8 protein-coding genes and 6 pseudogenes are annotated in these 14626 nt (G+C 32.8%); 8 read left to right on the forward strand and 6 right to left on the reverse strand.

Annotation, left to right across the window (positions count from 1 at the left end; all coding sequences use genetic code 11):
• The first annotated feature begins 197 nt into the window (after positions 1-197).
• Both A3GY_RS09765 and A3GY_RS09770 read left to right on the forward strand, forming a co-directional pair.
• Entirely contained in the window at positions 198-545 is a 348-nt protein-coding gene (locus A3GY_RS09765) for a Fic family protein (protein WP_018030813.1), read from the forward strand.
• 181 nt (positions 546-726) lie between these two features.
• Positions 727-1119, forward strand: coding sequence for a Type 1 glutamine amidotransferase-like domain-containing protein (locus A3GY_RS09770; RefSeq protein ID WP_018030815.1), 393 nt, complete (start codon positions 727-729; stop codon positions 1117-1119).
• Between the two features lie 400 nt (positions 1120-1519).
• Here the strand turns inward: A3GY_RS09770 and A3GY_RS0107570 are convergent, their stop codons facing one another.
• Positions 1520-2041 carry a ClbS/DfsB family four-helix bundle protein gene (locus A3GY_RS0107570; protein WP_018030816.1) on the reverse strand — a complete coding sequence of 174 codons (522 nt, stop codon included), beginning with the start codon at positions 2039-2041 and terminating at the stop codon, positions 1520-1522.
• A 104-nt stretch (positions 2042-2145) separates the two neighbouring features.
• Between A3GY_RS0107570 and A3GY_RS10465 the strand changes: the two are divergent.
• Positions 2146-2460, forward strand: a pseudogene (locus tag A3GY_RS10465) (Fic family protein); the annotation flags it as partial.
• Between the two features lie 512 nt (positions 2461-2972).
• Here the strand turns inward: A3GY_RS10465 and A3GY_RS10540 are convergent.
• Complete coding sequence (locus A3GY_RS10540) at positions 2973-3092, reverse strand: ATP-binding cassette domain-containing protein (protein WP_081601042.1); 120 nt, start codon at positions 3090-3092, stop codon at positions 2973-2975.
• A gap of 430 nt (positions 3093-3522) precedes the next feature.
• Between A3GY_RS10540 and A3GY_RS10545 the strand changes: the two are divergent.
• The 5 genes and pseudogenes from A3GY_RS10545 to A3GY_RS10550 all read left to right on the forward strand — a co-directional run.
• Positions 3523-3766 (forward strand): annotated as a pseudogene (locus A3GY_RS10545) (IS982 family transposase); the annotation flags it as partial.
• A gap of 2094 nt (positions 3767-5860) precedes the next feature.
• A pseudogene (locus A3GY_RS10500) lies at positions 5861-6063 on the forward strand (hypothetical protein); the annotation flags it as partial.
• Positions 6064-6359: 296 nt separating this feature from the next.
• Positions 6360-7176: pseudogene (locus A3GY_RS10305) on the forward strand (DDE-type integrase/transposase/recombinase); the annotation flags it as partial.
• Between the two features lie 1267 nt (positions 7177-8443).
• Positions 8444-9346 (forward strand): cation transporter, encoded by a 903-nt coding sequence (locus tag A3GY_RS0107590; protein WP_018030818.1) that lies wholly within the window; start codon positions 8444-8446, stop codon positions 9344-9346.
• 493 nt (positions 9347-9839) lie between these two features.
• Positions 9840-10044, forward strand: a pseudogene (locus A3GY_RS10550) (site-specific integrase); the annotation flags it as partial.
• A 550-nt stretch (positions 10045-10594) separates the two neighbouring features.
• On the opposite strand, the gene A3GY_RS0107595 reads toward A3GY_RS10550, so the two are convergent.
• The 4 genes and pseudogenes from A3GY_RS0107595 to A3GY_RS0107610 all read right to left on the reverse strand — a co-directional run.
• Positions 10595-11215: a hypothetical protein gene (locus A3GY_RS0107595; RefSeq protein ID WP_018030819.1), complete on the reverse strand. Its 621-nt coding sequence runs from the start codon at positions 11213-11215 to the stop codon at positions 10595-10597.
• A 958-nt stretch (positions 11216-12173) separates the two neighbouring features.
• On the reverse strand, positions 12174-12845 hold the full coding sequence (locus A3GY_RS0107600; protein ID WP_018030820.1) for a CPBP family intramembrane glutamic endopeptidase: 672 nt from the start codon (positions 12843-12845) through the stop codon (positions 12174-12176).
• Positions 12846-13442: 597 nt separating this feature from the next.
• Complete coding sequence (locus A3GY_RS10310) at positions 13443-13580, reverse strand: hypothetical protein (RefSeq protein ID WP_156092928.1); 138 nt, start codon at positions 13578-13580, stop codon at positions 13443-13445.
• Positions 13581-14130: 550 nt separating this feature from the next.
• A pseudogene (locus A3GY_RS0107610) lies at positions 14131-14421 on the reverse strand (DDE-type integrase/transposase/recombinase); the annotation flags it as partial.
• Positions 14422-14626: the final 205 nt, after the last annotated feature.

A 14626-nucleotide genomic window follows, 5' to 3' on the forward strand; every position in this document is an offset into this window, starting at 1 on the left:
ATCTAAATGGTGTGAATTTTACCTCTAAAATTCATGAATTGAGCTGATAAATACTAAAAGTTCACACCATTGATTATATAATAAGACTATTTTACCATAAATCTACGTTTAACATGATATATCTTTTAGTCATCCCTTTAGCTGAAAATACCGTTTTCATGGTATAATAAACACAACTTTATACAAGGAGATGTGCCATGACTCTTGATGTAAATAAAGAAGAATTAACAATTTTAGGGATTCCCTTTGATAACTTTTCAGATATGAATAACCTCATTCACACCTATCATCAAACCGCAAACTCAAAAAATGAGATTATTAAACAGTTAGCAAAAATCCTTGATAACCTTAATTATTTCCATCCCTTTCGAGAAGGTAATGAACGAACTCAACGAGAAGTCATTCTTTCTTTAGCACTATCAAAAGGGTATTCTGCACAAATACGTGTGGAGCAAGATGATGAAATTTATAACCTTTATATGGACGGAACGGTCTATGATGATTTAAGTAAGTTAGAAGAATTATTTGATAAAATATTAAATTAAATATAGATTATGTTACTAATAATTACTGAAATCAAAGAATTAAATTTTAAAGAAAAGCCTATGAAATTAATATTTCTAGGCTTTTATGTTACTCAAAATGGCGGTTTGTCTAATTGGAAAAAGCGAGAGAAATGTGTGATATAATACCTTAATAGGTCTATTCAAAAATGGAGGCTATCACATGAAACTTTTTCTAACATCTTATATAGGTTGGACTGAGAAACAGCTAGAAGAATATACTGGATATATTGTTGAAGGGATAAAAACTTTTGAAAACCTTGACTTTACTGTTGATATTCTAGATATTACTCAAGAAAATAATAAAGAGTGTGACCTAGCCATCGCTTCTTGTAATTGTCTTTGTATATCAGGTGGAAATACTTTCTATCTGTTACAAGAATTAAAAAAGAAGAAGTTGATAGAATTCATTAAACAAAGATTGACAGGAGGAATGCTTTATATAGGAGAATCTGCAGGTGCAGTCATTACTTCTGAAAATATTGAGTATAATTCTATAATGGACAACCCAAACGTTGCAACTGAATTAAAGTATTACACTGGTCTCAATCTCTGAAACAAGTTCCTACTTCCTCATAATAATGAATTTCCCTTCATAGAAAGTACCACTGAAACTACTCTCATACATACTCTGAAAAATTGGATTTACTACCGATTGACAATCAGACTGCAGTTATTATAGAAAATGAGCAATTTTTTATTATCAGGTGAGTATGATTATCACTCACTTTATCTATATTTGAAAAATCAAGAATACAATTAAACCAATACTTCTAACAGATATACACATCTTACACTTGTGGAATTAAGTTAAAAACATTCAAACAACCTATGAAATCAATGTTTCTAGGCTGTTTTTCTTAAACTGCAGTTGGATCTATTAGAATGGCAGCCTCTATTCAATCATCTTCTATACCACTTTTCTATATCGACATGCTTTCTAAATTTTTAGCAAATTACTTTAAGGCAAATTTTTTCCACTTACGAATTTTAGTTCTGAATGTCCCAAAAGGAGCTACAGTATTAATATGAATAAACCTATAAACTTCCCAGACCGCATTCTTGGTTGCCCCATCAGCCCATTTGCGCATATGAGGTTTGAATAAGACCTCTTCACCCATTAAATCAATCATATTATATATAGCATACATATTGTCACTGAGTCGAGTTGTGAGTTCTTTAATTGTTAAATCAGCATAGGTGTCAGTAAAATACTGATAGAGCTCTCCCAGTTGATTCCACTTAAAGGTTTCAGTAGGTGTTTTAACCTCTAAACCACTCAATTCATCTGATTCCCATTTTAATATTAGAGTAGTCCATCCAACCTGATATGCTAGATTCTCCGCCGGTGTCCTATCAACTTCATCAATTCTTAAATCCTTCAAATCTTCGGGAATTTCATCGAATTCAGCAATATACTTTTTATATGATTTTAATACTTCTTCCTTAAGTTCATCTTTATCTACATATGTTCTCAATGTTTTCCCTCCCTTGATTCAACCAAATCCATTGTACCATAATTATTACTCTTTTTCTTAGAAAACACGGCTTTTACAAATAATTATAATGACTTGCATTTAATCAGTCTTTCAGTACGGCCCAGGCCTATATAAACCACCTTATTCATACCTATTATCAAACTGCTAATTCAAAAGATGAGATTATTAAATAATTAGCAAAAATTCTTGATAACCTTAATTATTTTCATCCCTTTCGAGAAGATAATGGACGAACTCAACGAGAAGTCATTCGTTTCTTAGCATTATCAAAAAGGTATTCTGCACAAATACGTGTTGAGCAAGATGATGAGGTTTACAATCTTTATATGAACGGAACAGTCTATGGAGATTTAGGAAAGTTAGAAGAACTACTTGGTAAAATACTGGAAAAATTGTAAATTAGTTTGTTATTTTTAATTAGATCTACTTGAACGTACGCAATAATAGTTCTACTAAAATTATACTCTTTATAAAAAGTCTCTTTTGATATTTACCAGCCTTACTTTTATAGATATGGTGTGCTTAATTTAAAATATGTATATGTAGAAATAAACTTAATCTAAGTTAATTCTTTCACTAAATGCAAATCTTTTATTCTATAAACCATGGAAATATATTTTGAATGATGATGATGTTCAACAAGTATTACTATTGTATGTGGTAATTTATTTCGAATTCCATTTAAAATAACATCAGAATCATCTTGGCTAATGTGTGAGAACATCTCATCTAATAATAACACTTTGGGAGATTTCATTAATAGAATGTCACCAAAAATATTGTCTGAAAGACTACCCTCTACAAATTCTAAATTATTTGATGCGTATACTATATTTTCATTGATATCTTCTCTCTCTATTTGAAATCAACTTATCATTCAAAAAAATATCTTCATTAAAATCAACAATCCTCATAACCGTTTGTAAAAAAGAGTTTTTCCGCACCCGTTATCACCTACTATCTGAACAACATCTCCTGAGTGGCAAGTAAAATCAATATTTTTAATCAGTAATTTTTCTCCACCGTATATTTCTCCACTATGTACTTTTAAAGAAAGTTATTGGTGAAATTCTTTTTCCCTTTTTTCCACATAAAATTGCTTTAAACAATCTAACAAATTAAAAGCGTAATAGGACTAAATAGCATATTCGTATAAGCATTGAAAGCAACTAAATCACCTACCGTTAAAATAGATGCCCTAATTAAACCCACCTCCACCAATAATGGAACAAATATTGCAATTGAAATAATAATAACTGCAAAAGAGAGAATTATCATGCTTAGTAAACTATAATGATTATCAATAATAACCTTGTCCAATAGTAATTTAGACAAATAAGGTAATATAATCGATAGAATTGATTCTAATGTAATTATTATACAAAGGAATGTTATTAAAAAACAATGTCTTTTTACGATTTCTATTTTCATATATTTAGCTATCTCAGTCAGGAGAGGAGCTTAAATATTGTTTAGAACAGAGAGGATATTTATTTATGAACGCCCTTACATCAGAAGATGGTAGGAGAGAGCCAGCATAACAGTTGGAGATTACTAGCTATGAGGCGAACCATTAAAACTCTCTTTTATGACTTATGCGCTCTTTGATTTGGAACAACCCTTTGCCAGAAAAATAGATGCCTACAACTAAGGATTGAACAGATCCTATTGGCTTATATTTTGAGCTATTTTGAGTCTAACTAGCACCACAGGTATAGATATGTTTTTTAGCAATATTTTTTCAAAACACTTGCTTTTATTATCGAGCCATGATATAATTTTCATGGGAACTAGAGGCCCATAACCTCTCCCACTTTTTCATTTCAGTCTATGTTCAGATCTCCAGTCTAGACATAGACAAGAATTCTCTATCCTAACCTATCAGAGTTATCGCGTTCCTAAGCCGCGTCCGGTAGGTTTTTTCATTAAAGTAACTTAATTTTAACGCCATCAATCAAAATATAAGAAATTTCTTCTTGATTAAATACTTTGATTGATTTGAGCTGTTAGTCTTTCTTAACTAGTGTCTATAACATGCTCGTCACTTTCGACAAAGTTACATTCGGACATTCTGTTATACCATTTTGTGTACTGCGTTCTTAATTTCTGAAATCAGTAGTAAGTCATGACCACTTACTACTGATTTTTGATTTTCGTTTCGATTAATTTTAATTATTTCATTCACTTATCTATCCTTTCTAATTTGATATAATCATCTCGAAAGAAGGGGATTACTACCCCAGACATTAAAATGATATTTATCGATGGTTCAATCGTAGTCTTCCAGGAAGACCGAAACTTTCAAACTGTCACAAAGTCAAATCTTTACACTTTGGTCGCGCACTTAAGAAGGACTTGTGCCAACTCTCACTGGAATGCTACTCCATAGAATTTTCTTCCTTGATGTCAAAAATCCAACGATTGTCTACGCTACGCATTCTGCGATTAAGTTAGAAAACTTATAATTTTATCTTACCATCTAAAACACGCTTTGCAATCATATCGGATGGCTTTTTTACTGATTGATCGATAGTAGACGTACATGCATACTTATTAACTAACTGCATAACCTCGTATAAGTTCTCGGAAATGCAATACCCCAAGTCGCTTTTTCGTCAATCAGTTATCAGCTCTATATCCAAACTCTTTCATATATTTCCTTTCTTTAAAACTGTTCACATAGTTTAATTGTTTTGAAGTAAATCGTATTTTTGGCTGAAAACATAAATTTAGGATTAATTTGATATAAAACAGATAGTTTAAATAATAAATGCCTTGGAATTCTAGAGCTATTATGCTCATATTTCAAAAGTGTTTGTTGATGCGCTTCTACCTTTTTTCACTGTTTTTTAGGTGTCAGATCATAATTCGTACGCAGTATTTTTAACATTATTTGCGTCACTCTCTCACCTCACTTTTTATTTTACAGTACTAAAATCGTCTATATAGAATTATCAAGGGACATTTCTACATACTATTAAGAGCCCCAGCCTATGATAAGGGGTAAAATAATTATTGGAGAATATAGATGAATAAATAGACTGCAAAAGAATTTAAGATGAAAGATATCCAAACTTCCCAGATCAAATCCTAACTTGATAGGGTTCTTGTCTACTAAAGGAAAATAAATAATTTTAATCTTTTTACGACGCTGAGATAAATTCTTATTTCGAAATTTTTCTTTAAAATAACGATATTATTCATTTTTATTCTTGGCATGTTGCTCGTATCACCTACCAAAAAACAAATATAAAATCAATGACTTATCTTCCTGTTCTCCACTTTAGGGCGCTCATGACACCTTTTGATATAATATGTCTGCCAAAATAAAAAACAGGGCAGCATTCCGGTCCAGAGTTCAATATCATAGTCCCACAAATGCATATCTTACTTGCTCGTACAAGTCCTCTTTACTTCTAATTCAATTGGTAAAATGATAGCCACCGTCAATAATTTTATGTAAAAACAGCATAAGGAATAACAAAACACCTGACTGTATCATAAACAATCATTCCATATTGTTTTCCTCAACAAATAATGATATACTATAGGCAAGGGTTTGGTTTTATTCCATTCTCTTACTTCCTTTAAAACGCTTTGTGTTCAAACATTTGTTTGTGACAGAGCTAAGTTTCTATAACAAAGCCTAGTATGATAAAAGGAAATCACCGCCTACTCTATCTGCTAGGCTTATTTTGGAAGCATTGAAGTATCATAGCTCTAAAATCTTAATTCCTTAAGTTTGATTATAATATAGTACGATTTAAAATAGTATTATCATAGTAAGGAAGGAGGTTTATGACTAGAGGAAGAGGAAAATTAACTCTACAAGACAAAAAACTATGCAACAATTTTCCAATAATCTTAACAGAAATTTATTCGAAAGAAATTGAGCTAAATTATCTCGTGAAACCGAAATCCCTGAAAGTATACTAACAGATTATGTAAAAAGGACTTCACTTCCTATCCTAGGAAATGTTCAAAAAATAGCTAACCGTTTCAATTCTATTTTTAGCAAATGGTTAACTTTTTAGAGAAATAATAACCTTGTTATGAAAAAAACAAGGTTTGTCATTGGCTCACAATAGATTTAGAAAAAAATTCGATTCATTTATCGGGCATCAGATAAAATGGACATTCAAAAAAGTTAAGTCTTTAGAAGGTATGCTTCCCCTATATTCTAAGAGGGTTATGCCTTTTAATTTCTCTTGTGGTCTACGGTAAATCAACGAATCGGTTACACTAAACTAGACAGAATTTATAAAGTGTTCTACACTAAAGAAAATAGGAGGAAGCTATGTATAGAAAAATTCGCCGTCACTTCAGTGATGACTTTAATAAACAAATCGTTGATCTTCATAATGTAGGAAGAAAGCGTAATTAACTCATCAAAGAATATGATTTAACACCTCTAGCCTTCGACAAGTGGGTTAAACAAGCACAAGAAACGACCGATTCAGTCAAATCTGTTAATAATCTAACTGATGAGCAATGTGAGTTGATTGAACTCAGAAAACGAAATAAATAAAGAGCTAGAGATGCAGGTGATATCCTAAAGCATTGACGGTGATTATGGCACAAAAAGGAAAGTAATCGCTGTTAATAAGGACAAATAAAGCATTTCAGCCATGTGTCGTCAGCTGACTATTCTCCCCGTTCTAGCTATTATTGCAAAACTATAGAGTCTGTATCTAAAGCAAAACCTGAAGAAATGATTAAGTTTATTTTTCTTCACAGCAAGTCCAGATACGCTAGGAAAATGTTGTCGGATTCGTCGCATCATAAAAAGGTCGCACTTAGTTTCCGTTTACCAACAAGCGACTTTCAAACCGCATTCTAAAGGGAAGAATGAAGCAACAAATCCCAATTTTTTTAGATACCGAATTCAACCAAGAAAAACCTCTTGAAACCCATGTAATAGACTTGACTTATATTCTTGTTGGTAACCGTTGGTCTTATGTTTGCTTGATAATTGACCTCTTTAATCGCAAAATTATTGGTGTATCTGTTGGTTGGTATAAGACCTCTAACTTAGTCAAAGAGGCTATTCAAAGCACCCTAACGCTCTTACCAAAGTCAAGATTTTCCATTCTGATCGTGGTAAGGATATCAATCGCTTAACAAAACACTTTATAAAACAGGATGCATTATCGTAATGTAGAATTTAATTGAATCCTAGGAATCATTAAGGACCAGATCTATATTGTTAAAAACTAACTTGTTATCATTCTATTCTAGTATATATAAGCTAGAATAGAATAATCATAATAATCTGCTATGACACTCAGGAACATCCTTCTTTGTTTGCGGTAAACATAGCTGACACCTGTTGTCAGTTTTGGGAGTGGAAGTTCTGCTGTAAAGTTTCAAGCAAGAACGTTGTGGTGGATATGTCTTGTTTTTTCATTTATCTCTCGTTGTGTGTAAGAGTGATACCGCTCCTAACGAATTGGAGATCGGTAACCAAGAATACGCATATAACGCAAGATTATTTTAGGTTTACGAAAAAGCTGATACGTCATGAAATGACACTCTTTCTGAGTGTCAAGGAAGATAGCTGTAATCTTTTGGCTAGGTTCGTATCAAACAACTTATAGTCGGGCCTTCCCTGTCTCAACCAAAGGGGGTAGTAAGACGACCTAAAAAAGTTAAAATAGACGGCACATAAAGAGAATACAGAGGAGCAATCTTTCAATTCGATCAACAACTTAATAGAGATGGCCTCGTAAATTTTATGTGAGGAAAGTAGGGTTTTATCCATATTTCCTGGTCCAAATAAACACTTGACTATTGATTTCAACTCATATTTTTTGACAATAGATGGCATCCCCCGCTATTCCCACTGAGGTAGTCCTGGACTAACTGCAGTTTAAACTCTACTGAATACTTGGTGAACTTACTTCCTTTTTCCTACCGTGATCCCTTACTAAGTACACGATTTTAGGACGTGAACAAGCCACGCACCAATATTTTTGTCAATATTTGTCAACATTTTGGTTTACAGTAGTGCTCAATTTTGAACTTAACTAAAAGGGAATTTCTCTTACCACTTTTGTTTCAATATTTCACTATTTCTATATTAAGAATTTGTAGTATTCATATCCTCACAAATGCAACTATAGCATGCTTACCGCTTCTTTAGAACTTGAAAAACTTGATATATTTTTGATATTGAGTACCTATTTCCACTATTTTCCATTTTGGAAAATACTAAAAATTACTAAATTCAAATCTGTATAGAATTTACACCAACATTTACCAACAATACACTGATATTTTCTAGTATTCTGCGCGTGGTTTCAAATTTGCCTTCATTATGTAATATCCTAGTATTTTATTGCTCATCTTAATAAGTTATCCAAATGATCAAAAGGAGGAAAGATGAATCAAAAATATATTGAAATAAAGTCATTGATTGTGTCATCTATCATGAATTTCATTATTGGTATAGCTGGTGTAGTTGTCTATATCATCACCGACCTTAATTTTTTACTGCTTGATAGTGCAATATCTCTTATTGCTTTTATCTCCTCTCTGGTTGCTTACTATATCTCAAAAAACAGCCATAAGAAAACGGAAGTATTTCCGAAGGGATTATACTTCTTGGAACCTATGTATGCCCTATTCCGCTCTCTCGTCACTGTTGGAGTATTGTTAATAACCCTACTTGAAACAAGTGCCAGTGCCTTTGCCTATCTTGTAAACGGAGAAGGATACCCTATTGAAACAGGTATTGTACTTCCCTACTCCTTTGTTATGGTATTTCTATGCTACGGCCTTTATTTTTATAATCATACTATGAATAAAAAGATAGGGAATATGAGTATCATTATTGAGGCGGAAAGTAAGGGGAATTTTATTGACGGAACTATTTCACTAGGCATCGCAATAGCTATGACTGCTTTATATGTTGTTGATATCAATGGTCCACTAGGTTTCTTACATTACACAGGAGATTTTTTCATAACTGTTATCCTTGTTGCTTTCTCTATCTCCGAACCTATTAAGAGTCTTATTGCTTCATTCCACGAGTTAAATCACTCAGTTATTCAAGATGAGGAGTTGGAAACTATGATTATCAATGTCATAGAGAATAGGCTACCGAATCATCACGAAGATTTTGATATTCATATTTTGAAACAAGGCACACATATCAGAATACATTTGATGATAACTCGTAATACACAGTTATTTTCTATAGAGGAATTAGTTAGCTTAAAAAGGGAACTTATAGAGAGGCTTGCAGAAGAGTTCGCTAGTCTTGACTTATCTTTTGTTATTTAGGAATATGTAAAAAATAGGCTGAAAGTCAAATAAAAAAAGATAACCTTCTAGTGAGACGATTTTACCAGGTTTTAAGCCGCAGCAATAGCAAGTTATCAAGAATTGTCTGGACTATGATGGAATAGTTGTAAACATGCCATCAAGCCAAACACTCAAGATAATATTAACAAGTTACTGGATTCCCAATACCTTGCCGGTATGATTATTTAGGGTCTGTAAGTACTATAATTCGATAAACTGACTATGCAACTTATACAAGGTATGGTAAATAAACTTTATGACCTAATCAACAAAGAGGAAGATGAGTTCTATGTATTATGGTGAAATCCACACCCTCAATAAGTGCGCATATTACAATATGGCGTAAACATAATGTAATTATTAGCATTATGAAGGTACTTAATCACTTTAAAAAATTAATTGACCAAAAACAACCTATTAAGGTACAGATCAGATTACCGTTACCATGCTGAATATCTGCTAACTCAGATAAATTCAAGAGGCTTGGAAGTTGGTTAGAAAGTATTGAAACGATTATATTCTCTAACTTTACCCATGATTATCCAAGTCACGAAACTCATAGGACATATCTAAGAACTCGGTTTAAACAGGCTGGAATTCTTAACATTGACTTTCATGGTTTCCGTCACACTCACGCTAATCTACTGATTAACCCAAGAATGCTTTCTAGGGAATTATAATACCGCTTAGGTCCATTGATTATTCTACCCTATCTATAACTATGAATAATTTATAGCCACCCACCTCTACAAAAAATCCGTCAATTCTAAGAAACAGCACTAAAGCCTCTCTAGAGAGAGTAGACCCATAAATTGATACTTTAAAATAAAGTAAAAAATCTATAAATACAGACTTTCAGTAAAGTAAATTTTAAAATTTAAATATTTTGTTATAAAAGGATTTCCTTCCTTACTTAGATTGTCCCCTTATTATAGCCTTGATTTCAACTTAAAACTATTAATATTCTTCTTTAATTGCATATTTCAATTTTAAATCACAATCGGCTTTCTTTTTCTTTAGAAATAATTGATATGCGTATGGCTATTTAATCAGATAACTATCCAAAATGCGATTAATATCAATTTCAATGATAAAACTTCAATTCTAGATGTTATTTACTATCGTAATCTCTTTAATTTAATCCCTTTAGTTCTATACCAGATCGGACTATATTTTAAACAGCTTTTTATATCTTACAGATTCTATCAAAAAGTTACATATTGCAGTTTAACTATATAAGGATTTTATAATTTCTATTCGGGTAATTTTGTTGCCTTTCATACTGTCTATCCGTAGAGCAAGGTTATCAAAATAGATACTCGAACCAATCGTCACAGATTTCTCTTCTTCTTTAAGATGACGGAGCATAAAGTCTCTTAGGTCCTCGTTTTTTTCACCTTTAAGATTAACACGGGCTAAAATATTGGCAATTTTAACCTTTTGACTAGCTCTGAGAATAATATTATTAGAGTCATCAAAACTCGTGAAAAGGTATTTCCGTGTTGCAAAGAGGATAGCGATAGCTGCCACGCTGAGAAGTGAATCCAGACTGCTACTATGGTCAACAACAACGTGCCTTGCGATAGCAAACAGGAGTACTTCAATAATGGTTCCTGAAGTATGCTTACTCAGCATCTTAATCAGCTCAACCCCAATAGCTATGTTCATAGCCTGGTTTAGGAAATTTTGCAGGTAAGCGTTAATTCTAATGTCTCCACCAAAAATAGTGACAATCTCTGTTGCCAATATCCCTGTTAATAAGACAAGCATAATAACCAAAATGACGGATACCAATATTTCAACATAAAAAGACAGTTCATAAAGAATGGTTTGTAAAAACTTACGCATACTATTTCCTTCTATCACAATATTTCTAATGAATATTCTACCAGCCTGTCTATAATTACAGCACTATTTTAACGAGGACAAATCTAACTTTTTAAATTTAATTCAAAATACTGAAACTACTCTCGACAACTGCGTAAACACAATAGACTACGTCATTTTCCTACGTTCTCATTATATCATAATGATAAGAGAAAAAACAGTCTTCAGGATTTAGGACCGTCAAAGAAAAAAATAAAAGAGAGACCCTTGTCAAGCACCACTTAAAATAGATAGACATTTACAAGGTATGATTCTCTATATTCTAAAGGAGTCGCATCTCTTAATTTTTCTAGTAGTTTGTGATAATAATTATACCAATTATGTATTTCCTAATTTGACGGATGATCGTTTTCTTATCTTTAGGTGTGAATGATGAATGCAGATTTTGGTTAAAATCAGCATTCATCAAATATAAGGTCTACATTTTCAAAAACAAACTGATTATTGTTATAATCTGACAAAGTATATATAGAATAGAAATGTCATAGTAATCTTTTATGACACTTAGGAACATTCTCCCTTTTCGTTTGTCTTTCGTTAAGTGCAGGATTGATCTTACGAATATAAGAATGATAATAAAAAATAAACATGTAACGAAAGACAGTCTTAGAGTTGAAAATCTGATACTGTTTTCTCAGCTGATAGTAGAGGAATCGATAATCATTCTGAGTATCATGATAAGCCATCACTATTCATATAATTTTAACTTTGGCATAGATGTTCCGTGAGACACTACGTTTTTATCCATCTGATCAACTCTTTTTCATTGAGACCTCTAAGAAATTATGATATTCTCTGCATTAAGCGGACAAATTAGCTATTGTTCAGGTGGTAAAGTAATTTTATATACAACAAGTTATCCATCTTTATCCACAAAAAGAAGCCTCAAAATTAAAACTTCTATATTTAAAATTCACCCTTAAAAGAATTTTAATTGAATATGTGATAGCAAATTGATGGCCATATGGACTACAACTGGTACTTTAATTGATTTAGTGTATAGATAGGCTAGTCCAAGAACCATAGCCGGCACCCCATAGTACCAATACCCCGTCCAATCAACGGTGGGATGCGCAATTACAAAGAGAATAGTGGAGATAACTAGACCTATAATCGGACAATCTGTGAAAACATATTTCAAAAGTAATCCCCTAAAGAGTACTTCTTCAAATATCGGTCCAGAAATTACAGCTATGATAAACTCAATGAAAAATGTAGCTATCCGTTCATCATATGATAAGGGACCTATTGGTGGCGACGGCATAATATATCGAAAAGTAGAATCGCTTACCAGAATAGAAACAAAAGCAATAAATCCGATAACAATAAGGGTTTTCAGCCCCTTTTGAAGAATTTTATCGGATAGCTCAAATCCACGTCTCCTCATAACATATAATAATAACAACAGAGTAGAGACATCAATGCTCGTTATCAATAAATCACTAGCATATGATAGCGAAAGCCGTGTTATAATTGGACTTGACGGCAGATTTTGAATCAAGAAAAAGTTTAGAGCATAAAAACTCACAAACAAGCAACTGGCTTCCATCGGTCTTTTCTTATTGCTCCAATAAAAAAGTGAAATATGCATAATATTCTATATTCTCCTAAAATAATCCTTACTGATTTCCCTCACCTATTCATTGAGGAAAAAATCTCGAAGAAAGCACTTCCTTCACATAGAGTCTATCGGATAATACTTAAAACTCCCTTAACTGAGTATTAGTTCAAGGAGCAGCTACTAAAAAAATAATACGTTATAGACGATATTAGTAATTTACCTTTTTTTGAAAAAAACGTCAACATCTTCAACACATCCTTCCAAATAAAAGAAGTCTCAAGATTAAGACTCTTTGACATTATTGAAGAATATTTCTTCTGACAAAATAGTAACCTTACATAGGTTGCATTGGGAAGAGGGGTTTCTCCAGATGTTACTGTCGAATTACTAATACCAGAGAACTATTCACCTAAATACTCAGTAAAAGATAGCTTAAAATCTATGACCCCGCCACTACTTGATTTAACATCACTTGAACTACTCCCAAAACTATCAAATTCTGCTGAAGTATTTGGAACAGAGGAAAGTATTTAATACTACGATCTTTTACGATATATTACATCGTTATATCAAGCTTACTCTTTCTAATCAATATGCTCAGCGATATCTTCTGCAACACCCTTGACTTTACCAAGATTTCTTATCGACAAAATTAACGGAATTTACGTTAAAGCCATTAAGACCCATAGTTGCATGACCAACGCCTGCCGCAAAAGGTTGCTCAGATACCATAACAGATCCTTTTTTATCTTCTGAAGTAGTCATCTAATTTGAAGTCAATCCCAACCATGTCTCAAGTCATCGTCGAAGACTTCCTCAGATCCTAAACCGATTAAAGACTCGGTAATGTTCTAAACTATGACTGTATTCCAAGCATCTATTTCACACCTCTGGATGACTTCCATTAGCTCTGTCAATTAACACTATAACAACCGCATTGACACCACAATCACATTTATACCTATCCTTATAGGATAATTGATAGTGCTTCGCTTCTAGAACTATTCAAAAATATAAATAGCTATTCTCAAAATAGTTACCAGATAGTTCATCAAGATAAAAACCATAAAGCTAAATCTAGTTCCATAAACACAAAGAGACGATAGTATTTGAGGTGAAGAAAAAGTTTTATTTTTTAGGCACTGCACCCTCATAATGAGACAGCAGAAAAACACTTTTTAGGCGACCGGTTTTCTGTATTGAACAGGAAACTTGTCATTTAATTTCTGTTGAATTCTATTTTCATTATAAAATGTGATGTAGATTTGACAATATCTATTATGCTATCTTTAGTTAAGTTTCTCCAGTTATGGAGTTAGAAGGTGCCAGACTTTAGGACAGAATGAAACCATTCGATAGAAGCATTATCCGCTGGTGTTCTCTTTCGGGACATGGAGCGGATGATGCCTTTTTCTGCGCAAACCTGATAATAAGCTTTTGAAGTATAAACAGAGCCTTGGTTACTGTGCAAGAGCGCTCCTTGAGGTAGTTCCAGTTGATGAAGCGTGTCCAGTACAAAATCCGTATCCTGGCAATCTGAAATGGTGTAAGTGTAAGCTACAATTTCACGACTATAGAGGTCCATGATAGAGGACAAGTAGAGGTTACAGTTCTCAAAGTAGAGGGGTAGATAATGTCTGTAACAAGCTTCCCCAGTGGCTTTCCTACTTGAAAATCACGGTCTAGCTTATTCTCCGTCACATAGTAAGCCTTACCAAAATGTTACACCTTCTTAGGACAAGTGCGACTGAGTCAGCCATTCTCCTTCATAATGCGATAAACCTTCTTATCAATTGACGATTAGGCCATGA

Origin of the sequence: Streptococcus ferus DSM 20646, assembly GCF_000372425.1 — a bacterium.
GTDB classification, from domain to species: domain Bacteria; phylum Bacillota; class Bacilli; order Lactobacillales; family Streptococcaceae; genus Streptococcus; species Streptococcus ferus.